Origin of the sequence: Mycobacterium sp. ITM-2016-00318, from assembly GCF_002968285.2 — a bacterium.
Lineage (GTDB): Bacteria > Actinomycetota > Actinomycetes > Mycobacteriales > Mycobacteriaceae > Mycobacterium.
Genome location: NZ_CP134400.1, coordinates 4,147,775 through 4,170,610 on the forward strand (window position 1 = coordinate 4,147,775; position 22,836 = coordinate 4,170,610).

General features: G+C 65.6%; 25 protein-coding genes. 13 read left to right on the plus strand and 12 right to left on the minus strand.

All coding sequences use genetic code 11. The features are described from left to right. Positions 1-122: 122 nt before the first annotated feature. A complete protein-coding gene (locus C6A82_RS20245) occupies positions 123-1,982 on the minus strand; it encodes an ABC transporter family substrate-binding protein (protein WP_396836829.1) in 1,860 nt (619 codons plus the stop codon). 475 nt (positions 1,983-2,457) lie between these two features. On the opposite strand from C6A82_RS20245, the gene C6A82_RS20250 reads away from it, so the two are divergent. Then, positions 2,458-3,618: a hypothetical protein gene (locus C6A82_RS20250; RefSeq protein ID WP_142406020.1), complete on the plus strand. Its 1,161-nt coding sequence runs from the start codon at positions 2,458-2,460 to the stop codon at positions 3,616-3,618. 57 nt (positions 3,619-3,675) lie between these two features. On the opposite strand, the gene typA is transcribed toward C6A82_RS20250, so the two are convergent. Beyond that, complete coding sequence (typA, locus tag C6A82_RS20255) at positions 3,676-5,565, minus strand: translational GTPase TypA (RefSeq protein ID WP_105347385.1); 1,890 nt, start codon at positions 5,563-5,565, stop codon at positions 3,676-3,678. Positions 5,566-5,850: 285 nt separating this feature from the next. On the opposite strand from typA, the gene C6A82_RS20260 reads away from it, so the two are divergent. Further along, entirely contained in the window at positions 5,851-6,123 is a 273-nt protein-coding gene (locus C6A82_RS20260) for a hypothetical protein (protein ID WP_105347408.1), read from the plus strand. 126 nt (positions 6,124-6,249) lie between these two features. On the opposite strand, the gene C6A82_RS20265 is transcribed toward C6A82_RS20260, so the two are convergent. Then, positions 6,250-6,645: a (deoxy)nucleoside triphosphate pyrophosphohydrolase gene (locus tag C6A82_RS20265; protein WP_105347383.1), complete on the minus strand. Its 396-nt coding sequence runs from the start codon at positions 6,643-6,645 to the stop codon at positions 6,250-6,252. A 183-nt stretch (positions 6,646-6,828) separates the two neighbouring features. Here C6A82_RS20265 and C6A82_RS20270 point away from each other — a divergent pair, with 183 nt between their 5' ends. After that, complete coding sequence (locus tag C6A82_RS20270) at positions 6,829-7,113, plus strand: 4a-hydroxytetrahydrobiopterin dehydratase (protein WP_105347381.1); 285 nt, start codon at positions 6,829-6,831, stop codon at positions 7,111-7,113. On the opposite strand, the gene C6A82_RS20275 is transcribed toward C6A82_RS20270, so the two are convergent. Continuing rightward, entirely contained in the window at positions 7,082-8,353 is a 1,272-nt protein-coding gene (locus tag C6A82_RS20275; RefSeq protein WP_105347406.1) for a mannosyltransferase, read from the minus strand. The genes C6A82_RS20270 and C6A82_RS20275 overlap by 32 nt on opposite strands. Before the next feature lie 113 nt (positions 8,354-8,466). Between C6A82_RS20275 and C6A82_RS20280 the strand changes: the two genes are divergently transcribed. Then, positions 8,467-9,084: a hypothetical protein gene (locus C6A82_RS20280; RefSeq protein WP_233217075.1), complete on the plus strand. Its 618-nt coding sequence runs from the start codon at positions 8,467-8,469 to the stop codon at positions 9,082-9,084. A 40-nt stretch (positions 9,085-9,124) separates the two neighbouring features. Then, the gene (locus C6A82_RS20285; protein WP_105347378.1) at positions 9,125-10,078 is read left to right on the plus strand and encodes a hypothetical protein; all 954 of its coding nucleotides are present in this window, start codon (positions 9,125-9,127) and stop codon (positions 10,076-10,078) included. A 13-nt stretch (positions 10,079-10,091) separates the two neighbouring features. Here C6A82_RS20285 and C6A82_RS20290 read toward each other — a convergent pair whose 3' ends face one another. Then, entirely contained in the window at positions 10,092-10,238 is a 147-nt protein-coding gene (locus C6A82_RS20290) for a DUF1059 domain-containing protein (protein ID WP_105347376.1), read from the minus strand. A 32-nt stretch (positions 10,239-10,270) separates the two neighbouring features. On the opposite strand from C6A82_RS20290, the gene C6A82_RS20295 reads away from it, so the two are divergent. Then, positions 10,271-10,930: a nitroreductase family protein gene (locus tag C6A82_RS20295; RefSeq protein ID WP_105347374.1), complete on the plus strand. Its 660-nt coding sequence runs from the start codon at positions 10,271-10,273 to the stop codon at positions 10,928-10,930. 4 nt (positions 10,931-10,934) lie between these two features. Here the strand turns inward: C6A82_RS20295 and C6A82_RS20300 are convergent, their stop codons facing one another. Beyond that, the gene (locus C6A82_RS20300; RefSeq protein WP_105347373.1) at positions 10,935-11,513 is read right to left on the minus strand and encodes an HhH-GPD-type base excision DNA repair protein; all 579 of its coding nucleotides are present in this window, start codon (positions 11,511-11,513) and stop codon (positions 10,935-10,937) included. Positions 11,514-11,708: 195 nt separating this feature from the next. On the opposite strand from C6A82_RS20300, the gene C6A82_RS20305 reads away from it, so the two are divergent. Genes C6A82_RS20305 through C6A82_RS20315 form a run of 3 tightly spaced genes read left to right on the plus strand, consistent with a single transcriptional unit; the run spans position 11,709 to position 14,938 of the window. Next, on the plus strand, positions 11,709-12,065 hold the full coding sequence (locus C6A82_RS20305) for a DUF485 domain-containing protein (protein ID WP_105347405.1): 357 nt from the start codon (positions 11,709-11,711) through the stop codon (positions 12,063-12,065). After that, on the plus strand, positions 12,062-13,702 hold the full coding sequence (locus C6A82_RS20310; RefSeq protein WP_199193893.1) for a cation acetate symporter: 1,641 nt from the start codon (positions 12,062-12,064) through the stop codon (positions 13,700-13,702). Before C6A82_RS20305 ends, C6A82_RS20310 begins: the two co-directional genes overlap by 4 nt. A gap of 42 nt (positions 13,703-13,744) precedes the next feature. Then, the gene (locus tag C6A82_RS20315) at positions 13,745-14,938 is read left to right on the plus strand and encodes an MFS transporter (RefSeq protein ID WP_105347401.1); all 1,194 of its coding nucleotides are present in this window, start codon (positions 13,745-13,747) and stop codon (positions 14,936-14,938) included. Between the two features lie 101 nt (positions 14,939-15,039). Here C6A82_RS20315 and C6A82_RS20320 read toward each other — a convergent pair whose 3' ends face one another. Both C6A82_RS20320 and C6A82_RS20325 read right to left on the minus strand, forming a co-directional pair. Further along, a complete protein-coding gene (locus C6A82_RS20320) occupies positions 15,040-15,207 on the minus strand; it encodes a DUF5302 domain-containing protein (protein WP_105347371.1) in 168 nt (55 codons plus the stop codon). A gap of 65 nt (positions 15,208-15,272) precedes the next feature. Then, the gene (locus tag C6A82_RS20325; RefSeq protein ID WP_105347369.1) at positions 15,273-15,716 is read right to left on the minus strand and encodes a PPOX class F420-dependent oxidoreductase; all 444 of its coding nucleotides are present in this window, start codon (positions 15,714-15,716) and stop codon (positions 15,273-15,275) included. A gap of 67 nt (positions 15,717-15,783) precedes the next feature. Between C6A82_RS20325 and C6A82_RS20330 the strand changes: the two genes are divergently transcribed. From C6A82_RS20330 to C6A82_RS20340, 3 genes are read left to right on the plus strand one after another with little or no spacing between them, the layout of a single operon-like run. After that, complete coding sequence (locus tag C6A82_RS20330) at positions 15,784-16,602, plus strand: class I SAM-dependent methyltransferase (protein WP_105347368.1); 819 nt, start codon at positions 15,784-15,786, stop codon at positions 16,600-16,602. Next, positions 16,599-17,120, plus strand: coding sequence for a DUF1697 domain-containing protein (locus C6A82_RS20335; protein ID WP_105347366.1), 522 nt, complete (start codon positions 16,599-16,601; stop codon positions 17,118-17,120). Before C6A82_RS20330 ends, C6A82_RS20335 begins: the two co-directional genes overlap by 4 nt. 10 nt (positions 17,121-17,130) lie before the next feature. After that, on the plus strand, positions 17,131-17,955 hold the full coding sequence (locus tag C6A82_RS20340; protein WP_105347364.1) for a class I SAM-dependent methyltransferase: 825 nt from the start codon (positions 17,131-17,133) through the stop codon (positions 17,953-17,955). Here C6A82_RS20340 and C6A82_RS20345 read toward each other — a convergent pair. Further along, positions 17,952-18,317 (minus strand): GntR family transcriptional regulator, encoded by a 366-nt coding sequence (locus tag C6A82_RS20345; protein ID WP_105347400.1) that lies wholly within the window; start codon positions 18,315-18,317, stop codon positions 17,952-17,954. The genes C6A82_RS20340 and C6A82_RS20345 overlap by 4 nt on opposite strands. Before the next feature lie 36 nt (positions 18,318-18,353). Here C6A82_RS20345 and C6A82_RS20350 point away from each other — a divergent pair, with 36 nt between their 5' ends. Then, positions 18,354-19,067, plus strand: a complete 714-nt coding sequence (locus C6A82_RS20350; RefSeq protein WP_105347362.1) for an NAD-dependent deacylase — start codon at positions 18,354-18,356, stop codon at positions 19,065-19,067. A gap of 66 nt (positions 19,068-19,133) precedes the next feature. Here C6A82_RS20350 and C6A82_RS20355 read toward each other — a convergent pair whose 3' ends face one another. The 3 genes from C6A82_RS20355 to C6A82_RS20365 are packed head-to-tail and all read right to left on the minus strand — an operon-like array spanning position 19,134 to position 22,761. Further along, complete coding sequence (locus C6A82_RS20355; RefSeq protein WP_105347361.1) at positions 19,134-19,784, minus strand: class I SAM-dependent methyltransferase; 651 nt, start codon at positions 19,782-19,784, stop codon at positions 19,134-19,136. After that, on the minus strand, positions 19,781-20,476 hold the full coding sequence (locus C6A82_RS20360; protein WP_105347359.1) for a TetR/AcrR family transcriptional regulator: 696 nt from the start codon (positions 20,474-20,476) through the stop codon (positions 19,781-19,783). Before C6A82_RS20360 ends, C6A82_RS20355 begins: the two co-directional genes overlap by 4 nt. 2 nt (positions 20,477-20,478) lie before the next feature. After that, positions 20,479-22,761, minus strand: coding sequence for an MMPL family transporter (locus C6A82_RS20365; RefSeq protein ID WP_311101428.1), 2,283 nt, complete (start codon positions 22,759-22,761; stop codon positions 20,479-20,481). Positions 22,762-22,836 lie beyond the last annotated feature (75 nt).

A 22,836-nucleotide genomic window follows, 5' to 3' on the forward strand; every position in this document is an offset into this window, starting at 1 on the left:
CGCGCACTGCGCAACGGAATCCAGAGTCCGGCTCCCGGCGGCAGCTAGAGCAATCAACAAATCCCAGTAACCGCTCAAGGATCGGCCCCCTCCCGCCCGCCAGGGGGCTGATCTCTTTGGGCCTATTGCGGCTTCTTGGCCCACATGCCGGCGTCGCCGACGATGCCCACGGGCACCGCTCCCGACAGGCTCACGTTCTGCACCCGCGGGCCGGCCGCCACGATCGTCGTGTCCTGCAGGATCGGCAAGACCGTCGACATGTTCCACAGCCGAGGCTCGACCGCATCGATCACCTCGCCGATGTTCTCCGTCCCGCGCAATGCGGCGTCGATCTTCGGCTGAATGCTTCGGTCGCAGATGCCCGTGAGGTTACTTGGGGCCTGGATCAGTGCATCTGACTCCGGTGCGGGGCTGGGCGTTGTGGTGGTCGCCGTCGTCGTGACGGTAGTCGAAGTCGGTTTCGACGTACTGGACGTCGTGGACGACGTCGTCGCCGGTGGTGCGCCGGCGGTCGTCGTCGACACCGCCGTCGCCTCCAACGCACGGCAGCCGTAACGCGATGACAGCGCAGTCGCCAGATCACCGCCGGCCTGGTGCCAACCGACGATCGCATCGACCCGGTTCTGCGCGATTGCATCCCCATACAGCACAACAGGATCCAGTCCGAGCACCGATGCCTCGATACCGACGTTGCGCAGTTGGTCTGCCACCGTGTTGGCGACCGCCACCGATGTCGGATCGTTGGTCGCCACGCCGATCACCAACGACAACGGCACGCCGTCCTTGGTGATACGGCCACGGTTATCGTCGGGCACGGGTGTGCCCGGCGTCGGCGTTGGCGGTGTATCGACCGGCACGAGTTGGTATCCGCTGTTCCCCAAGAGTCGAAGCGCGGCTTCCTTGGTCAACGCCGGCGGCGCTGTCGGCGTGTAGCCGGGATCCGAGGGCGATCGCACCTGCGCCTGCGCGAGGGTCACTGTGTTATCGCTACCGGCACCTACCGCAGCAAGTAGATCAACGTCGAGCAGTCCCAAGATGGCTTTGCGCACTTGCGAATCCGCGAGCTTGGGCTGCTGCCCTCGCATCGTCAGTTGCATGACTCGCGGGGTTACGATCCGCGACGTTCGCACATCGGGGATGGCCGATAATTGTGCGAAAGCCGCCGCGCCCCCATGCACTTGTGCGACCTGCGTATCGCCGTTACGGATCGAATCCGCCAGTGCCGCAGTCGCACCCGCTCGCCGAAACAAGATCTGATCGGGTTTGGCGGGCACTGCCCAATAGCGGTCGTTACGCGCCAACAGGATCTCTTCGCGCTGCGGATCGATGTTGTCCACCCGGAACTGGCCGCCCGTCACGGGAAGCGCCCGCGTCAGGCCAGAGGCGAAACCTCCGGGGATGTCCTTCACGATGTGCGCCGGCAGGATGTCGTTGAACAGTTCACGCCACGCCGGGTAGGGCTGCGAGAACGTCACCACCGCCGTCTTGCCGCCCTCGATCGACTGGACACCCGTGATGAGGTCGTAGCCGGCCGGATCGACGACGCCCGGCTGGCTGACCATCTGCCGCCAGAGATACCAGTAGTCGTCCGCGGCGATCGGCGCGTTGTCGGTCCAGCTGGCCTCGGGGCGGATCTTGTAGGCGACGGTGAACGGGTTGTTATCCGTCACCTCAGCCGACACCAACAGCGTCGGGTCCATCTCCCAGCGCGAACCCGTTGACGACGCCGGGTCAGGTATCGGTCGGAAAGAACTCGGCAGGACCAGCGAGCTGATCGCCGCGTTAACCGGCGACTGGTCCGACAGCAGGTGCGAGTTGAATCCAGGACCGATCGTGTCAATGGCCATGATGATTTGAGTCGCCTTCGGCGGCGGCGGAGTCGTGGTTTCGGTGGTGTCGGTGCTCTGCGGCGCAGGTGGTGGGCTCACAGTGCAGCTGCCGACGAGAACGATCGATGCGATGAGTACAACGCCCCGCACGATCTGATCATGAAGGCGGGCTGACGGCACGCCCAACAGGGTATCGACAGCGCACCGTTCCGCCGATTCGTGAACGGGTCGCCGAGCGCGGCTATCCAACTTACGAAGCCATCAGAGCAAACATCATTTGCTGGCTCAGCTTAAAAATCCAGCGTGCGGGTTCCTGCCAGGCCATACGTGCTGGTATGGAGGTTCCAGCGAAGCCACCGGCTTGGTTTCTTAAGAGGTTAGGGGCCAGAAGCATCGCTTCTACCGGGAATCCTGTGCGATATCTACACAGATTTACAATCTTCTCAGGTGAGCGCTAAACTCCGGAACCGTGCCATTTGGCGGTTTAGACGCGACGTCAACGCCTCGCCAACCGCGCGACGTGCGAATATAAAAAACTTGCTCAGCAAACTTGTTCTGAATCGATTCATGCCTTACGCTTCCGGGCAGGGTCGGATCAGATCTGAAACCAATTCCTGAGGGGGAAATCATGACAACACGTGTCCAATGCGGCGTTTCGGCCGGTTTGGCGATCGTCGGAGCGAGTGTTCTGGCGGTTGCGCCGCTCACGCTTCCAATGCCGTCTCAAGCTGCACCGGTGACGGCGGAAATCGAACTGACGGCCACGCCGTTGGAGCAAGCCGCGATCCTGGTGCAGGGTTTCGCCGACAGCGGGTTCAGGGCTGGCAGTAGTGCTGCGCTGACGCCACTTAGCCCCGTGCTCGCCGGTGCTGCGCTCGCGTACGGAGATGAGGACCGGGCGTACTCGGTCATCAGGCAGAGCCTCGACGCCCCGCTCTGGACCGCAGATCCCACCATCGACGCCTTCGCAACCGTCCTGCCGCGCGAGCTTGGCGGCGGCACCGACGGTGTTCACGAATCCGACAACGGCACTGATGGCGCCCTCATCAACTTCCGCGATGACGTTCTGTGGGCGACGACTAATGCAGTACGCACGCAAATCCGCGATGCTATCGGCGCCGACGATTCGCAGGTCAACCAGAACTACGCCGCAGTCGTTGGGGCGGGCCTCTTGGCATCGGGTGAGCGCTTTGTGACAAGTGCAGCTGGTGCGCCGCTGGGCCTCATTCCGATCGCACAGGCCATTGCGAGCGGCAGCGAGGAAGAGCTCTACATCGCAATCCGCCAGTACATCGATGCGCCTCTGTACATCGCCGATCCCACCATTGATGCACTTGCAGTCGCGTTGCCTCAGCCGCTCGGAGGCACCGATCTGAACCATGAAACCCCTTCACCTGCAGACGGACAGCTCGCTCAGTTCCGCGACAACGTCCTGTGGCGCACCACGGCCGCGGTCCGCGCACCAATCGCAAATGTTCTTGGCGTGGATCCAAATCTCGACAAGGACAACCTGCCTTCTGCGAGCAACGTGACCAACACGCAGGCGTTCGGTGCCACGAACGTGGCCAAGACTGGCGCGTCCTCCAATGCAGCGGTCCTTACGGGTTCCGGCAAGGGTGCCGGCACGACCACCGGCTCGACCGCCACCCACCGCCCGATCAGCACCGCCGTCAAGGCAATCAACAACCAGCTGAAGGAATCGGCTGACCGGCTCGACGGGACCGTCAAGAAAATCACGGGGACCGGCCAGAAGACCACCAGCTCCAACACCGACGCTGCAACCAACTGACAGTCCAAACGAAAAGCCGGCCGCGCGATGCGTGGCCGGCTTCTTCGTCGTGCAGATCTATCCGCGCGCTTTCGCCCGCGCCCGGTTACGGCCGCGGGTGGTCGCGTTCAGTTCCGCCTTGCGTACCCGCACTACCTCGGGCGTGACTTCCACGCACTCGTCCTCCGCGCAGAACTCCATCGCCTGCTCGAGTCCGAGGTCCAGCGGACGGGCAAGTGTCTCCATGACATCGGCGGTCGATGACCGCATGTTGGTCAGCTTCTTCTCACGCGTCACGTTGACGTCGAGATCCTCGGCACGCGGATTGATGCCGACGACCTGACCCTCGTAGGTGTCCTCGCCCGGCTCGACGAAGAACTGCCCGCGGTCGGCCAACTGGATCATCGCGAACGGTGTGATGGAGCCCGACCGGTCGGACACCAGCGATCCCGTGTGCCTCGCCCGGATCTCCCCCGCCCACGGGCGGTACCCGTCGAACACCGCGTTCGCGATACCCGTGCCGCGGGTCAACGTCAGGAAGTCGGTGCGGAAGCCGATCAGCCCGCGGCTCGGCACGATGAAGTCCATTCGCACCCAACCCGCCGCGTGGTTCGTCATCTCCTCCATCCGGCCCTTGCGCGCCGCCATCAACTGCGTGATCGCGCCGACGAACTCCTCCGGGCAGTCGATGGTCATCGCTTCGAACGGCTCGTGCAGCTTGCCGTCGATCGTGCGCGTGACGACCTGTGGCTTACCGACCGTCAGCTCGAAGCCCTCGCGACGCATCTGTTCGACAAGGACGGCCAGCGCCAGCTCTCCGCGGCCCTGCACCTCCCAGGCGTCGGGCCGGTCGATGTCGACGACCTTTATCGACACATTGCCGACGAGCTCACTGTCCAAGCGCGACTTCACCATTCGGGCGGTCAGCTTGTGTCCCTTCACCTTGCCCGCGAGCGGCGAGGTGTTGGTGCCGATCGTGACGGAGATCGCGGGCTCGTCGACAGTGATCCGCGGAAGCGCGTGCGCGTGTTCGGGATCGGCCAGGGTGTCGCCGATCATGATTTCCGGCAGGCCGGCGACGGCGACGATGTCACCGGCGATGGCCTCGTCGGTCGACGTCCGGTCCACACCCTCGGTGACGAGCAGTTCGGTGATCTTGGCGTTCGTGATGACCGGGTGGCCATCCACCTCGCGCATCCACGCGACCTGCTGACCCTTGCGTATCCGGCCCTTGTAGATGCGGATCAGCGCGAGCCTGCCGAGGAACGCCGACGCGTCGAGGTTGGTCACCAGCGCCTGAAGCGGCGCCTCGGGGTCGCCCTCCGGCGGCGGGATGTGCTCCAGCAGAACGTCGAACAGCGGATCGAGGTTCTCGCCGTCGGGATTCTCCCCGTTGGCGGGTTCGGTTGTGCTCGCGATCCCGGCCCGGCCCGACGCGTACAGCGTCGGCAATCCGAGCGCGTTCTCCGCCGCCTTCTGAGCCTCCTCGTCCAGATCGGATGCGACGTCGAGCAGCAGATCGTGACTTTCCGACACGACGTCGGCGATGCGGGCGTCGGGTCGGTCGGTCTTGTTGACCACCAGGATCACCGGAAGGTGCGCGCCCAGCGCCTTGCGCAGCACGAAGCGAGTCTGCGGCAGCGGCCCCTCGGACGCGTCGACCAGCAGCAGCACGCCGTCGACCATCGACAGCCCGCGTTCGACCTCGCCGCCGAAGTCGGCGTGCCCCGGGGTGTCTATGACGTTGATGACCGTCATGCTGCCGTCGGGGTTTTTGCGATGCACGGCGGTGTTCTTCGCCAGGATCGTGATGCCCTTTTCCTTCTCCAGGTCACCGGAGTCCATCAGGCGTTCGATCGCGTCATCACCCCGATGCGTCAGCGCGCCCGACTGCCGCAGCATCGCGTCGACGAGGGTCGTCTTCCCATGGTCGACGTGTGCCACGATGGCGACGTTGCGAAATTCCACGCTGGGATTGTCTCAGTGCAATCGGTCGATTACGAAAACGAGAGACTCCCGTCACTTGAAACCCAGCGACCTGGCCGACATCAAACCGAAGAAAAAGTGCTGCCGGAGCAAGCCGCGCTGCAAGAAATGCCCGGTCGTCGTGCATAAAGTGCGAAAAGCCGAGCGCACCGGCATCCGCGGCAAGCAGTTGGTGAAGGTTTTCAAGCGGGCCCGAAGATCCTGATCGTCCCAGCTTCGCGGCGTACCGTGATTTTTGTCCGGCAGCCGAGTGTGAAGGTGGCGAATATGTCGGTTTACGAAGTTCTGACGATCGTTCTGATCGCCGTGATCGGCCTGGCGACGACGGCGGCCATTTATCTCGGGCTGCTGAATTGGATTGGCGCCTTCTACGTGGTCCGGTGCGCTGCGTGTCACCACTTGGCGTTTTCATCGGCGAACGCGGCGCAGCAGTCCTGCCCACACTGCCGTCACCCGGTACTCACACATCCCCTCTACTCCTTGCACCACCACCGCCCCCCGTCTGAGGTCCGCGTGGTGGGCGACCGGCTGCGCTACTGAGCCGGCCGTCGCCGGGAGTGCCGGCGCAGCCGCGATCGTCATGTGTCGACAGCACATTCGACATGTGCCGGTAGGTGCTGTCGTTCCTCGCACCGCGGATAGCTCAGCAGCTGCTCGGGCCACCGGTTATGCCGAATCGCCAAGCGCGAGAATCAAATCGCCGAGCCACGCCCGGTCTGCGGGGACCCAGGGCAGACCCTCGAGTTCGTCTGCCGTCACCCATCGCAACGCTCGGTGGTCATGGGGCCGCAGCGCGCCACCGGTCTGGGTGACCCGATAAGCGCGCAGCGTCATCGCCTCATTCAGTGCGACGTCGTCGCCCAGACGCGCACCGACCGTCACCTCGACGCCGAGTTCCTCTAGCAGTTCGCGCGCCAATCCGGCGGCGTCACTCTCCCCCGGCGCGACCTTGCCGCCAGGAAGTTCCCACAGACCCGCGAGCTCCGGCGGGCGTTCCCGCTGCGCCACCAGCAGTGTCGCGCCGGCGATCAGCGCACCCGCGACGACGATCTGGTTCGGCATCGCGGCTGACGGTACAGGGCCTAGATCGACACCGCGCCGACGATGGTGGTGGCGCGGTGGCCGGCTAGTTACTTGTCTTTGTTGCGGCCTGGCCGCGGCGGTGGTGGCGGCTTCGCCTTGGTGGCCGGCTCGATGACACGTCTATCTGGTTTGCCGTCACCGCTGACGGTATACCTAACAGTCATGGCTGTGTTATCGGACGAACAAGTAGACGCCGCACTGCCCGACCTCAACGGCTGGGAGCGCAAGGACGGAGCGCTGCGTCGGTCGATCAAGTTCCCCGCGTTCCTGGACGGCATCGACGCCGTGCGCCGCGTTGGCGAACGGGCCGAGCAGGCAGACCACCATCCCGACATTGATATCCGCTGGCGGACAGTGACTTTCGCTCTCGTCACGCATTCTGAGGGCGGCATCACGGACAAGGATGTGGAGATGGCTAAGGAGATCGACGGAATCGTGGGCCAGTAGCCGCGACCCAGGCCAGCGTTGCCAGCGTCGCCACGATGTAGAACAACCCGGCCCACGCGAGGTACCAGGGCCTGCTGATCACCCAGATCGTGGGCTGAGCGAAGCTGAGCAGCCACGGCACGCCGACGATCGTCAGTACCAGCCAGCCCCAGCCGAGGATCCGCGCGCCGCGCAGTCTCCGCAGCGGGCCGTGCAGCAGCCAAATCATCAGCGGCAGCACCCACACCCAGTGATGGGTCCACGAGATCGGCGACAGCAGCAGCCCGAACAGCGAGACCACCACGATCCCGCCGAGCCGGTCGTCGCTGCCCAGCGCCCGCCACGCCAGAAACGCCACCGCCGCGGTGACGACCATCGCCGCCACCACCACCGGACCGTAGCCCGCGTCGTGGCCGAGGATTCGCGAGATGCCGCCCCGCCACGACTGGTTGAACGATGTTCCGATCGGACCGACACGACTCGCGTCGCCGAGCAATTCGGTGAAGTAGTAACGGGTTTGGTCGCCGACCACGAACGTCGAGACGCCGATTGTCGCGAAGAACACGACTGCCGAGAACACCACCGTTCCCCAGCGGCGCTTGCCCAGGAAGTAGAGCCCGCTGACCGCGGGTGTCAGCTTCACCCCGGCGGCCAGCCCGACCAGCAGACCCGACACCCACCATCGTGTGCTGTAGACGGCGTACAGCACGGCGAGCACCAGCAGCACGTTGATCTGGCCGTAGTCGAATGTGCTGCGCAGCGGTTCCAGCCAGATGCCGACGGCGGTCCACGCCATCGCCACCCGCCGACCTCTCGCGAGTTCCTCGTCGGTGACGAGCAGCCGTTGGCTGATCCGCACGACGCCGTACAGCGCGGCGATGATGCCCAATTGCCACGCGAGGGCGACGAGCCAGAACGGCACAAGGTGCAGCGGGTAGAACACGACGGCCGCGAACGGCGGGTAGGTGAACGGGAGCGGGAAGTCCGGCGTCTGGTCGGCGTAGACGAAGTCGTACAGCGTGCCAGGCTCGTCCAAGGCGCCTGCGCCGCCGACGTAGACGTGCAGGTCGACGAAGTTCGCGCCATTGGGCACCACATAGGTCCACGCCAGCCGCGCGGCGACGCTGACCAGGAGCAGCCACGGCGCCGCGGCCGCCAGTCGCGTCGGCAGCCGCGGGTTCGTCTTCGCTATGGCGTCTATCCGACCGACTCTAGCGATCCGGTCACCGTAGAACGTCGCCTCAGTAACGGTTGCATAAATGCCACACGTGTCACTTGAGTCACACCAGTAACTCACTAGCTTCGGGTTCAGGCCTTCGCTAACCAACGATTGGGAGAACCATGAACCGCCTTCGGAATTTGTTTGTGCCGACCATGATCGCCGCCGCGGGCGCGGTCACGGCGCTGTCGCTGAGCGCGACGGCGTCCGCCGATCCGGTGCCGGCCCCGCCGAACCCCGGTGCACAGCTGCTCACCCAGCTGTCGACCGTCGGTGCCGCTGCGCCGCAACTGATGCAGACCCTCGCGAGTTCGATGTCGGGCGCGTCGGCCCCTGCCGCGACGCCCGCGACGCCCGCGACGCCGCCTCCCGGCGCCACCGCATCGCTGACACTGCCGCAGACGCCCACGCTGCCTACGGCTCCGGCCGCTCCGGCCGCTCCGGCCGCTCTGGCCGCTCCCGCGGCACCCGCCGCTCCGGCCGCCGCGTCGGCCCCGGGCAACGCCATTTCGTCCCTCACCTCGGCGCTGCCCGCCCCGCTGTCGAATGCCGGTGGGCTGGCCGCTTTGCTTCCGAGCGGCCTGTCCGTACCCGGACTGACGGCACCCGCGGCGACGGCGCAGGCGGCAACGGCGCAGGCGGCACCCCTCGCAACGGCACCCGCCCTGGCCCTGGCACCCGTTGCACCGATCGCCGCCGCACCTGCTGCCGCGGCACCGGCAGCAGCTGTCCTCCCCGGCGTTCCGGCCGGGGTCCTCAGCGCCCTGCCGTGACGCTCAAGAGACCGCCACACCTTCGAGCCTAGGGAGAACCATGTCATCGACCCGCAAGTTGTTCGCCAACGGCGCCATCGCAGTCGGCTCGTCGGCAGCAATGCTGCTGGGTATGACGGGTACCGCCAACGCCGAGCCGGCCGCTCCACTGCCTATCGATGCCATTCAGGCACCGGGACTGCAGGCAGTGGAGGGGCTGAGCCCGGCAGTTCAGAAGGCGGCCGCCGATCCGTACAACGCTGTGTCGACGTTGATGGCGGCGGCAGCGGCGTTCACGGGCAACTCGACGGCACCACCGGACTCGAAGAATGTGGCGACTGCGGTCAACAGCTTCGTCGCGGAACCGGCGGCCGCGCATGTGCCCGCCCCTGGCGCGGTGCCGGGCGCCGAGGCTCACTTGCCCGCGGGTGTCGACCCCGCCCACGCCGTCGGACCAGCGACGGAGGCTCTTGCCGCTCCTGCCCCCGAAGCGGCCGCGATCCCCGAAGCGGCCGCGACACCCGAGGCGGCACCTGCACCTGCACCGGCTCCCAACGGCGCGGCGCCTGCTTCCCAGGCCGCGGCCAATATGCAGTTCGGCGACGACGCGCCGCCGACGCAGGACTTCATGTATCCGTCGATCAGCAACGGGTGCCTGAAGGACGGCGGGACCGTGCTCGCGACCGCAATCTCGGTCGCCGGCCCCGCCAGGATCCCCGCGCCGGGACCCGCCGCGGGCCAGACCGCCTACGTGTTCACCGCGATCGGCACGCCCGGCCCGGCGGCAGAGCAGAAGCTGCCGCTCAACGTCACCTGGGTCAACCTGACCAACGGTAAGTCGGGCAGCGCCGCGCTCAAGCCGCGTTCAGACATCAACCCGGAGGGCCCGACGACCCTGTCGGCGATCGTCGACACCGGCTCGGGCAGCATCATGTCGACGATCTTCGGCCAGGTGACCACCACCGAGAAGCAGTGTCAGTTCATGCCCACCATCGGCTCGACGGTGGTGCCGTAGCCCGCGAGCTACCTCAGTAGGCCATGAAGAGGATGGCGTCCCGGTCGTATTCACGGCCGGGATGCTGCTCGGAAAGGTGCTTCTGCGCCTTCTCGACGAGGTCGTCCTCATCCGAGCCGGTGATCGCCTCGCCGCACGGACAGTTCAGATGGGTCTTCATGCTTCTAGAATCCCACAGTCAGGATGTAGCGCATGGACTTATACGACGTCATGCGCACGATGGGGGCGGTGCGCCGGTTCACCGATGATCCGCTGCCCGACGACGTGCTCGAACGCATCCTCGACAACGCCCGGTTCGCGCCGAGCGGCGGCAATCGGCAGGGCGCCCACGTGATCGTGGTCCGCGACAGGGCGACGCGCGAGGCGATCGTGGACCTGAGCGTGACGGGTGCGCGACGCTACCTCGCGCAGACGAAGAACGGCGAGGGGCCCTGGAACCCGCTGCAGCCCATGAGGGTTTCCGCTGAAGAGGTGGCCGCGACCGAGGTTCCGCCGTATCTGGGCGCCCCTGTGCTCACGGCAGGAGCCGTGCTGGTGGTGTGCGTCGACCTCAACGTGTGCGCGGCCTTCGACCAGCACCTCGACCGCATCGGAGTGATCCCCGGCGCCTCGGTCTACCCGTTGGTCTGGAACATCCTGCTGGCAGCCCGCAATGAGGGCTACGGCGGCGTGCTCACCACGATGGCCGTCGCCGAGGAGCCTCGCGTCAAAGAACTGCTCGGGATTCCGGAGGACTACGCGATCGCCGCGCTGCTGCCGATCGGCAAGCCGGTGAAGCAGATCAAGAAGCTCACGCGCAAACCCGTTTCGGAGTTCGCGACCAGGGAGCGCTTCGACGGCGAACCGCTGTAGCGCTCTACTTCTTGGCCGCCTTGGCTGCCGCCTTCATCTGCTTCTTGTACGACCGCACCTTCTCAAGCGACCCGGCGTCGACGATGTCGGCGACCGACAGATGCGACCCCGCCTTGCCGTAGTCGCCGGCCGCCTCGCGCCAGCCCTTCGGCGTCACCCCGTACTGTTTGCCCAACAGCGCCAGGAAGATTCGGGCCTTCTGCTCGCCGAAGCCAGGCAGCTCCTTCAGTCGCGCCAGCACTTCCGCGCCGTCGGGATCGCCCGCCGCCCAGACCGCGGCGGCATCACCGCCGTAGCGGTCGACGACGATCTGCGACAACGCCTGGATGCGCTTGGCCATCGATCCGGGGAAGCGATGAACGGCAGGTCGCTCCCCGCACAACGCAGCGAACTTCTCCGGGTCGTAGTCGGCTATTTCGCGGGCGTCCACACCGCCCATGCGATCGGCGATCTTCTTCGGGCCCGCGAACGCGACCTCGAGTGGGATTTGCTGGTCGAGCAGCATGCCGATTAGCAACGCAAAGGGGTTCGACTCCAGCAGAGCGTCGGCCTCGGGATCTTGGACCAGCTGCAGGTTTGGCACAGCGACAGTTTAGATCCCCGAATCGCGCCTCGAGTGGCCAGTTATCTGCTCCTCGACACGCTCAGCCGCTATACAACTGGCCACTCGGCGACGCTTATGCGGTTTGACGTCGCCGAACGTCGGGAACCCCCGCCTCAGCCAGGTCTCAGTATGCTGTGGACCGCACAATTTCACATCGAGGTCAGGGAGTCCGCATTGTCCGATACCGACCTTCCGCCCGCAGCGCCCGAGTCGTCTGCCAGCGGTCAGCGATTCGTCGAAGTCCAGGCGAGTCCGGAGTTCCGAGAACTGCGAAGTAGACTGCGCCGCTTCGTATTTCCGATGACTGCCGTCTTCCTCCTGTGGTATTTCGCCTACGTACTCCTCGGCGCCTTCGCCCACGACTTCATGGCCACCAAGGTGTGGGGCGACATCAACGTCGGCATCGTGATCGGGCTCGGCCAGTTCGTCACCACCTTCCTGATCACCTTCATCTACGTGCGATTCGCCAACCGTGAACTCGACCCGCGTGCCGAAGCCATCCGCGACGAGTTGGAAGGCCGCCCCGCGTGACCGCCCACATCCTTGCCGCTGACGGCGAAGCGATAGGCAACCCCGCCGCCAACATCGGGATCTTCCTGTTGTTCGTCGCGGTGACGCTGTTCTTCGTGATTCGGGCCAGCAAGAAAAACGCGACAGCAGCCGAGTTCTTCACCGCAGGGCGTTCGTTCACCGGCCCGCAGAACGGCATCGCGATCTCAGGTGACTATCTGTCGGCTGCCAGCTTTCTCGGCATCGCGGGCGCCATCGCGGTCTATGGCTACGACGGGTTCCTCTACTCCATCGGCTTCCTGGTGGCCTGGCTGGTCGCGCTGCTGCTGGTCGCCGAATTGCTGCGTAACGCAGGCAAATTCACGATGGCCGATGTGCTGAGCTTCCGGCTCAGACAACGCCCGGTGCGTATGGCCGCAGCCCTCACCACGCTTGCAGTCTGCTTGTTCTATCTACTGGCCCAGATGGCGGGCGCCGGCGGGCTGGTGGCACTGCTGCTCAACATCACCAGCGATATCGGCCAAGCCCTCGTGATCGCGGTCGTCGGCGTGTTGATGATCCTCTACGTCCTCATCGGCGGTATGAAGGGCACCACCTGGGTGCAGATCATCAAAGCGGTCCTGCTGATCGGCGGCGCCGCGCTGATGACGGTCTGGGTGCTGGCCAAGTTCGGCCTCAACTTCTCCGAGATGCTCGGCTCCGCGCAGTCGGCCGTTTCGAGTGCGACGACCGAGGGCGTCGCCAAGCGCGACGTGCTCGCGCCGGGTGCCCAGTACGGTGCCAGCCTGACGTCGCAGATCAACTTCGTGTCGCTGGCCTTGGCGCTGGTCCTCGGCACCGCCGGACTGCCGCACGTGCTGATGCGCTTCTACACAGTGCCGACGGCCAAGGAAGCACGCCGCTCGGTGGTCTGGGCGATCGTCCTTATCGGCGCCTTCTACCTGTTCACGCTGGCGCTGGGCTACGGTGCGGCGGCACTCGTCGGGCCAGACGCGATACTCGCAGCGCCAGGCGCGCAGAATTCCGCGGCGCCGCTGCTGGCGTTCGAACTCGGCGGTGTGGTCCTGCTCGGCATCATCTCCGCGGTCGCGTTCGCGACGATCCTCGCGGTCGTCGCCGGGCTGACCATCACCGCGGCGACGTCGTTCGCGCACGACATCTATGCCAGCGTGCTGAAGAACCACGACGTCAACGAGGGCGAGCAGGTCCGGGTATCCCGTATCACCGTCGTGGTGATCGGCATCTTCGCGATCCTGCTCGGCATCCTCGCCGCCGAGCAGAACATCGCGTTCCTGGTAGCGCTGGCCTTCGCGGTCGCCGCCGCCGCCAATCTGCCGACCATCCTGTATTCGCTGTACTGGCAACGGTTCAACACGCGCGGTGCGCTGTGGAGTATGTACGGCGGGATGATCTCGACGATCGTGCTGATCATCTTCTCCCCCGCGGTGTCGGGCGCGAAGACGGCGATGATGCCGGGCGTGGACTTCGCCTGGTTCCCACTCGCGAATCCGGGCATCGTGTCGATTCCGCTCGCGTTCCTCCTCGGCATCGTCGGCACACTGACGTCGTCGGATCGCGGCGATCCGGAGTTGAATGCGGAGTTCGAGGTGCGGGCCCTGACCGGCGTCGGCGCCGAGAAAGCGGTCACACCGCACTGATCTGGTGGAATAGAGCAGGTGGCTAAGCCGCTGAACAACCACATGCTCGAAACCTCGCCCCGCCGCCGCTATGCGTTCGCGTTGCTGGCGTACGCCTTCGCGGCGATCATGGTCGGCACCACACTGCCGACGCCGATGTATGCGCTCTACGCGGAGCGAATGCACTTCGACGTGCTGACGACCACGGTGATCTACGCGACGTACGCGTTCGGCGTTCTCTTCGCGCTGCTGGCGTTCGGCCGTTGGTCGGACGCCATCGGACGGCGGCCGCTTCTGCTGGCGGGCACCGCGGCGGCACTCGCGAGCGCCATGGTGTTCTTGGCCGCCGATTCAGTGCCGCTGCTGTTGGTAGGACGAGTTCTCTCCGGGTTGTCGGCGGGCATCTTCACAGGCACCGCGACCGCTGCGGTCATCGAAGCGGCACCGCCCAAGTGGCACACCCGAGCGGCGGCGGTCGCTACGGCCGCCAACGTCGGCGGACTTGGCGGAGGGCCTCTCCTTGCGGGAGTCTTGGTTCAGTACGCGCCTCATCCACTGCACCTGACATTTGTCGTGCACATCGGAATGACTCTGCTGGCCGCCATAGCGGTGCTCGTCGTGCCGGAAACGTCCGAACGTACAGGAACCCTTGGTATACAACGTCTTGCGGTGCCGCCCGAGGTTCGTGGTGTCTTCGCCATCGCAGCGATCGGCGCGTTCGCCGGCTTCGCCGTCACCGGTCTGTTCGCGTCGGTCGCACCGGCATTTCTCTCTGGCGTCATCGGCGTGGAGAACCACGCTGTCGCGGGCGCCGTCGCATCCACCGTCTTCGTCGCCTCGGCGGCAACACAACTCTTCGCGGGCCGAATCGAGCCGAAGCGGGCGTTGGTCGTCGGCTGCGCCATCCTGGTCGTCGGGATGGTCATCCTCACCGCCGCGCTGGAACTCTCGTCGCTCTGGGGCCTGATCGCCGCCGCGATCGTCGGCGGTGTCGGACAAGGCATCTGCTTCAGCCGCGGACTGGCGGCGATATCCGAGCTGACACCCGCGGATCGACGAGCTGAGATCAGTTCCGCCTACTTCGTCGTCGCGTACGTGGCGATATCGCTTCCGGTGATCGGCGAGGGATTCGCCGCGCGGCTGTGGGGACTGCAGACCGCAGGATCCGCGTTCGCGGCGGCGGTGGCCGTGCTGGCGGTGTTCTGCCTGGTGGCCATTGTCGTTCGGGAGAGACGCAAGGCCGCTGTTCTCGCCTGAGCCCGGGTTTGAGCACTTTACTCAGACTTCCGTTGCAGGACAGACCTACCTGCAGGGTAGTTACAGCACGCCCGCACCCGGTGTCGCCAGTGGCCCTAGCGCTAGCCGCTCTTGCGGCGGAACTCGCGCCTGCTCTCGAGCGGGCCGTGCGCCCTGGGCTGCTTGTTTCCGGCGTCCTTGTGATCGGCTCCGCCGCCGGCTTTCGCCTTCTTCTTCTCCAGCGCCTCCCGGAACTTCCGTTTCGTGTCGTCTTCCGGTGAATCAGCCATAGCGGCAGCCTAGCGCGGCCGCCGTGGCGTCGCCGCAACCTTTTCCTGCCGACTGTTCGGCCGCGTCAGCGCTTGCCGGGCGGCATGCCATACAGGTGCGAGATCTGCAGCGTCATCACGACCCGCCGGTCGTCGACCATGGCTCGCCGGTAGTCGTCCCAGTCGGGATGCTCGCCCCTGATGTTGCGGTACAGCGCGATCAGCGCCTCGACGGTGTCGTCGTGTTCGTCGGCAGCGGGAGGGGTGAGGCCCGCGTTGCCCTCGGCGACGGCGTAGGACCATCCGTCGTCAGAGCTGACGTGCAGCGACGCCCTCTCGTCGCGGCGCAGATTGCGTGTCTTCGCCCGCGGTTCGGTGATCGACGCCTGGATGGTCAGCGTTCGCGGGTCGAAGTGATACGACACGTTGGACAGTTGCGGCCTGCCGTCGCGCTTGATGGTGGCCAGCACGCCGAGCGAGTTGTTGCTGATCACCGCGAGCAGCTTGTCGTCGAACACCTGGCGGGTCATGCCCCGAGCCTACGTCGGGCGCAGGCGGGGCCGACTGCTATTGGCAGCGCGTACCTACTATGGCCGCATGGCAGTAATCAGCGGCGACACCCTGGAAGGCGTTTCGGCGACGACGTTGTGGACGCTGCACTTCCGCGCCACGGAAGCGAAACGGTCCGACGGGGTCATCCGGGATCCGTGGGCCATCACCCTGTGCGACTCGATCTCCTACGACTACCTCAAGTTCGGCAAGCCCAACCAGTCGCATGCACTGCGGGCCGCGGCCTTCGACCGCGAGATGCAGGAGTACCTGGGATCGCATCCGAAGGCGTCGGTCGTTGCGCTGGCCGAGGGCCTGCAGACCAGCTTCTGGCGACTGGAGGCCGAGGGCTACGCCGACGAGTTGACCTGGTACTCCATCGATCTGCCGCCCGTCATGGCCCTGCGCGCGCAACTGCTTCCGCACGACGACCGGATCGTTCCGCTCGCACAGTCCGCGCTCGATAACAGCTGGATGGACAGGGTCGACCAGTCGAACGGTGTCTTCATCACCGCCGAGGGATTGTTGATGTACCTGAACCCCGACGACGCACTCGGGCTTATTCGCGAATGCGCCGCACGGTTCCCCGGCGGCCGGATGATGTTCGACAACATCCCGCCGTTCTTCAGTCGCAAGACGCTCAAGGGTGTCAAATTGTCCGACCGCTACACCGCTCCGCCGATGCCGTTCGCGATGACGCCCGAGGAGGGAATGGCGTTGGCCGATAGCATCCCCGGCATCCGCAGCGCCCGCGACATCAAATACCCGCCGGGCCGCGGCGTGTACAAGGTCTTCGGGTGGCCGCTCTTCGATCGAGGTCTGAGCCGGTACCGGCCGAGCATCACGCTGCTGGAGTTCGACCGGTGACCCGGTATGCCGCGTTCCTGCGCGGTGTCAACGTCGGCGGGGTGAACCTCAAGATGGTGGAGGTCGTCGCGACCCTGGAGAACGCCGGGTTCACAGGTGTCAAGACCGTGCTGGCCACCGGTAACGTGTTGTTGGAGAGCAGGTCTGGCGTCGACGCCGTCCGCAAGAAGGCCGAGAAGGTGCTGCGCGACGAGTTCGGCTACGACGCTTGGGTCCTGGCCTACGACATCGACACCGTGAAGGCGATATCGGACAAGTTCCCGTTCGAGCGCGAGGTCGACGGGTACCACAGCTACGTCACGTTCGTCACCGATGCCGACGTGCTCGACGAACTGGCCGCGCTCGCGAAGGACGCGGGCAAGGACGAGAAGATCAAGCGCGGCGAGGGCGTCATCTATTGGCAGGTGCCGAACAAGGGGACGCTGGACACCACGATCGGCAAGACGATGGGCAAGAAGCGCTACAAGTCGTCGACGACGACTCGCAACCTACGGACGATCGACAAGGTACTGAAATGAGCGCTAGCTGATGAGTAAGGCTGACGGTTCTGCGCTTACCGGCGTCTCCGAGACGGCGCTGCTGACGCTGTTGGTGCGGGCTACCGAGGCACGGCGACCGGACTCCATCATCGAGGACCCGATGGCGATCAAGCTGGTCGACGACATCGACTTCGACTTCGCCAAGTTCGGTTTCACCCGCCGCCAGGACATGGCGCTTCGAGCGCTCGCGTTCGACAAGTACACCCGCCGCTACCTCGTCGACCACCCGTCGGCGACCGTTGTCGCGCTCGCGGAGGGTTTGCAGACCAGCTTCTACCGATTGGACGCGTCGGGTGTCGGCGACCAGTTCCGTTGGCTCACCGTTGATCTGCCACCGATTATCGAACTGCGCGAGAGACTGCTGCCGCCGTCGGACCGGGTGACGACGATCGCGCAGTCCGCGCTGGACTACAGCTGGATGAATCGGGTGGACGCCGCCGACGGCGTGTTCATCACCACCGAGGGCCTACTGATGTACCTGCAGCCGGAGGAGGCCCTCGGCCTGATCGCCGAATGTGCCAAGCGATTTCCCGGCGGACAGATGATGTTCGACCTGCCGCCTGCGTTGTTCGCCGCGTGGGTACGGCGAGGCTTCCGAGCGTCGCTGCGCTACCGGGTCCCGCCGATGCCGTTCACGCTGTCGCCGTCGGATATCGCAAATCTCGCCAACACCATCCCCGGCGTGCGAGCCGTGCACGATCTGCCGATGGTGCCCGCTCGCGGCAAAGTGCTGAACGGGTTGATGTGGACTCTTCAGCGAATACCGCTACTCGATTCCGTTCGGCCGGTTTACACCCTGCTCGAGTTCGGTTAGCCGAACGCCGCCTCGACATATTTGAGCGCCTCGTCCTTGTCGACGCCGAGCGCCTTGGCCGCCGTCGCATAGGTGTGCGCAGCGGTCGCCATCGCGGCGTCCGCCGGATCGGTTCGGGCGACGAATGTGCCGAAACGGCCGCGTGTTTCGAGGATTCCGGCAGACTCCAGCTCGCGATACGCACGGGCCACGGTGTTGACGGCCATGCTCAGCTTTCCCGCGAGTTCGCGCACCGTCGGCAACCGCGTGCCCGGTGGCAGCCGACCGCTTCGAATCCCGTCGATGATCTGCCCTCTGAGCTGATCGAACAACGGCTGGCTGGCGTGCGGATCGGCTTGAACCCATTCCCCCAAATCGGTCACGTGCTCAGTATCGCGCATAGGCGTTAGTTTGGAGAGGTGCAATTGACGGTGCTCAGCGGAGCGGGTATCTCCGCCGAGAGCGGGGTTCCGACGTTTCGCGACGTCGAGACGGGTTTGTGGGCGAAAGTCGACCCCTACGAAATTTCCAGCGCCGAGGGTTGGCAGCGACATCCGGAGAAGGTCTGGGCCTGGTACCTGTGGCGTCACTACATGATGCAGGGTGTCGAGCCGAACAACGGTCACAGGGCCGTCGCGGCCTGGGAGGACCACGCCGAGGTGCACGTCGTCACCCAGAACGTCGATAACCTGCACGAACGCGCGGGCAGCGAGCGGGTCTACCACCTGCACGGCAGCCTCTTCGAATTCCGTTGCGACCGTTGCCAAGGCGAGTTTCGAGGTGAACTACCCGCCATGCCGGAACCAGTCGAGACGGTGACGCCGCCGCAGTGCCGGTGCGGCGGGCTGATCAGGCCGAATGTCGTGTGGTTCGGCGAGGCGCTGCCCGACTCGGCATGGCAGAAATCAGTCGAGGCGGTCAGCAATCCCGATCTCGTCGTCGTGGTGGGGACGTCGTCGATCGTCTACCCCGCCGCGGGCCTGCCCGAACTGGCGCTGGCCAACGGCATCCCCGTGATCGAGGTCAACCCCGAGCCGACACCGCTGTCGAATGCGGCGACGGCCACCGTGCGGGAGTCCGCCGCGAGCGCGCTGCCGACGCTGCTGCAGCGCCTCCCGTCACTCCTCGGCTGAGTGCGGTTTCGGCGCGCCTGGTCACGCTGAGGATGACTGCGCGCGCCCAAATCGCTAACCGGCGGGCTAAGCGGGCTTGAGGGCACGGCCGATCGTGTACTCGGCCACCGGCGTGGGGAACCAGGCGGGCATGGCGGCCTCGCGGCGGGCGCCGGCCACCTCGAACCCGGCGCCGACGATCGACGACTCGGTGTCGCGGTGGGTGTGGCAGTTGCCCATCAGCCGGGGCCATACGGTCGCGTCGGCGACCTTCTGCAACCGACCACGGAAGCCGCCGCTGCCGACGTGTTCGAGGAAGCGCAGCTCACCACCGGGGCGGACAAGTGAAAACAGTTGCCGCAGAACACTGTCCGGGTCATCGACCGAGCAGAGCACCAGCGAGCACACCACCGCGTCGAACGGCGTGCCGTCGGCATCGCTCAAGTATCTCTCGACGGTGCCTGCACTCACGGTCACCGGTATCGGCGCCTTCTCGGCGGCCGCCTGGGCCTGCGGAGCCAGTCGCACCTCGGGTTCGACGGCGACGACCTCGGTCACGGTCTCCGGGTAATACGCGAAGTTCGTTCCGGTACCCGCGCCGACCTCGAGCACACGGCCGGACAGGCCCGCCAGGTTCTCGGTCCGCAGCCGCCGGATCTCCTCGGTCTCGTGGTTCGACAGGAATGTCCAGAGCTTGGCGAAGAACGGGTTGTCCGTGGTGTCGCCTGTATTTGTCACGACTTCCCTTCCTGCGGCCGGTTTTTCAGCAGCCACTCGATGGTCTGCGCAGGGGTGGCGTCGTCGTCATCGACGAGTCCCAGCACGATATGGCCCAGGCACGCCGCCGACAGCGTCTGATCGGCGAACTCCTCGGCATCGCCCCAGGGCAGATACGGCTTGGAGATCAACAGCGCGGCGACGCCGTGCACAGCGGTCAACAGCTGCAGCGCGGCGATGGTGGGATCCTTCGACGGATAGATGCCCTCTTCGATCAATCCCTCGACCGAATGGCGCAGGTGCTGGAACGCCGAGCTGTTCAACGTCATGTCGACGTCGCTGCCCTCGCGCCCCTCGCCCATGGTCGCGATGCGATACAGCTCGGGGGTTTGCATCGCGAAGCGGACATAGGCCAGCCCCTGCGCGCGCAATACCTCGATCGTCGACGGCTGATCGGCGCTGACCCGCTGCATCTCCTCGTCGAGCTTCTCGAAGTACCGCGCACACACCGCGTCGAGCAGCGCGTCCTTGTCGGCGAAGTGTAGGTAGATCGACGGCGGGGTGACCCCGACACGCTGGGCCACCGACCGGATCGATACGGCCTTGGCGTGTCCGGTCTCCAACAGCAATTCGGTGGTCGCGTCGAGTATCTCGTCTCTCAGCTGCTCACCGGAGCCGCGCGGAGCACGCCGTCGCTTGAGTGGCAGGGACATCGTCACCCGCTCTCCGTCACCGTGGCCGCCGCCCGCTCGCGTTTCTCGGCAGGCGGTATCAAGTCGTCCGCCGACTCGCTGATGCCGATGCGTTCGTGCAGCCGGACCAGCGGCTTGGGCGCCCACCAGTTCCAGCGGCCGAGCACATGCATGAAGGCAGGCACCAGCAGCATGCGCACAAGGGTGGCGTCGACGAGGATCGCCAGCGTCAGGCCGAGACCGAACATCCGCATGAACGACACCTGCGCCGCGATCAACGCCGCGAACGATATCGACATCACCACTGCCGCTGCGGTGACGACGCGGCCGGTGCGGGCCAGCCCGAGCGCGACGGCCTCGTCGTTGTCGGCGCGCGTCTTACCCGGCAGGGACAGCCAGTACTCCCTGATGCGGCTGATCAGGAAGACTTCGTAGTCCATCGACAGCCCGAACGCGATGCAGAACAGCAGCACCGGCATGTTCGCGACAAGCGTCCCTGTGGGGGTGGTCCCGAATGCACCGAGGTGCCCCTCCTGGAATATCCACACCAGGGCGCCGAACGCCGCGGTCAACGACAAGACGTTGAGTAGCAGCGCTTTCAACGGGAGCACGACGCTGCCCGTCAGCAGGAACAGCAACACGAAGGTGATGGCGGCGATCACGCCGAGCACCAATGGCAATCGATCCGTGATGCCCGTCGAGATGTCCTCGTTCTGCTGGGCCACACCCGTGATCTCGACCGGTTTTCCGGCGGGCGTGATCACGGCTCGCACCTCGTCGAGCTGTCTTCCGGATGCTTCCGAGAACAACGGCGCGCTGCTGACGACCGTCAGGAAGGCACTGCCGTCCTTCGAACCCGCTGCAGCCGATGGCGGTCCGGCAGGTGCCCCGTCGACGAACGCGCCCGTCGGCGATGACACGGATGTCACGCCCGGCACGGCGGACAGTTCCTGGGCGTAGCGACTGAGATCCTGGGGCGGCACCCCGGCGGCGTCGGGAATCACGATCGTGATGTTTCTCGCCGAGTCGACGGCGAAGTCGTTGCGCATCTGGTCGCCGACATCGCGGGCCGACAACGAGCTGGGTAGCACACGGTCGTCGGGGAAGCCCCACTTGGCGCCGAGGAAGGGCGCCCCGAGCAGAAGGAGCAAAGCGACGATCACGATACCTATCGGAATAGCCCGACGCATGACGAGTTTGGTGCAGCGATACCAGAAGGTCTCGTCCACCGGCTTGGCAGCAGGCTCGGGTCTGCCGAGGATGCGACGGAGAAGGCGGCGCACGTCGTATGAGTCGAGCCGATCGCCCAGCAGCACGATCGCCGCTGGGGTCACGACGATCGCGGCGAACGCGGCGAACGCCACCACGGCGACGCCCGCGTACGCGAACGACTTCAGGAAGTACATCGGGAACAGCACCATCGCCACCGTCGACAGCGCCACCGTCATCGCCGAGAACAGAACGGTCCGGCCTGCGGTGGCCATGGTGCGGACCAAGGCTTCCTCGCGGCCAGACCCTGACGCGAGTTCATCGCGGTATCGGCTGACGATCAACAGCGTGTAGTCGATGGCCAGGGCAAGACCCAGGGCCACAGAAAGGTTCAGCGCGAAGACCGACACGTCGGTGACGAAGGTGACGGCGTGCAGCACCGCCATCGATCCCAGGATCGCGAATCCGCCGACGGCCAACGGCAGAGCCGCCGTCAGCAGCCCGCCGAACACCCACACCAGGACGATGAAGCTCAGTGGGATCGCGATGGATTCCATGAGCAGCAGATCCCGTTCGCTCTGGCCGTTGATCTGCACGTAGATCATCGCCTCGCCGCCGGCCTTCACGGTGACGCCGTCGCGGTCATGAACCAGTCGGCCGGTGAGCTCTTTGGTGTACTTCTGTGCGTCGCTCTCACCGCCGGAGATGCCCGCGACGATCAGCCCGGTCTTGCCGTCCTTGCTGAGAAGCGCCGGGGCGGCTGGTGGCGGCGCGGTCCATGCCGACGTCACGTCAGCCACGTGTGGTGAGTCCGACAGCTGGGAGGCGATATCGGTGCCGACCGATCTAGCTTCGGGGGTCTGCGCTCCTTGCTCCGACGTCACGCTGATGACGAGCTGCATGTCGCCCTGGCCGAATTTGTCGACGAGCAACTGCTTGGCCTTGGCGGATTGCGAGGTCGGGTCCTGGAATCCGCCGGCTGACAGGCTCTTGGTGACCGGGATACCGAAGATGCCGGTTGCCACCATCACCAGCAGCGCAATGGCGATGATCCGTTTCGGGGCGCGGATGGCCAACCGGGCGATCTGTTGCAGCACATCGAATCCCTTCGAAGCAGTATGCGGCTACCACCGGTAAGTTACCAACGGTAACTTACCAACGTCAACGCGTCC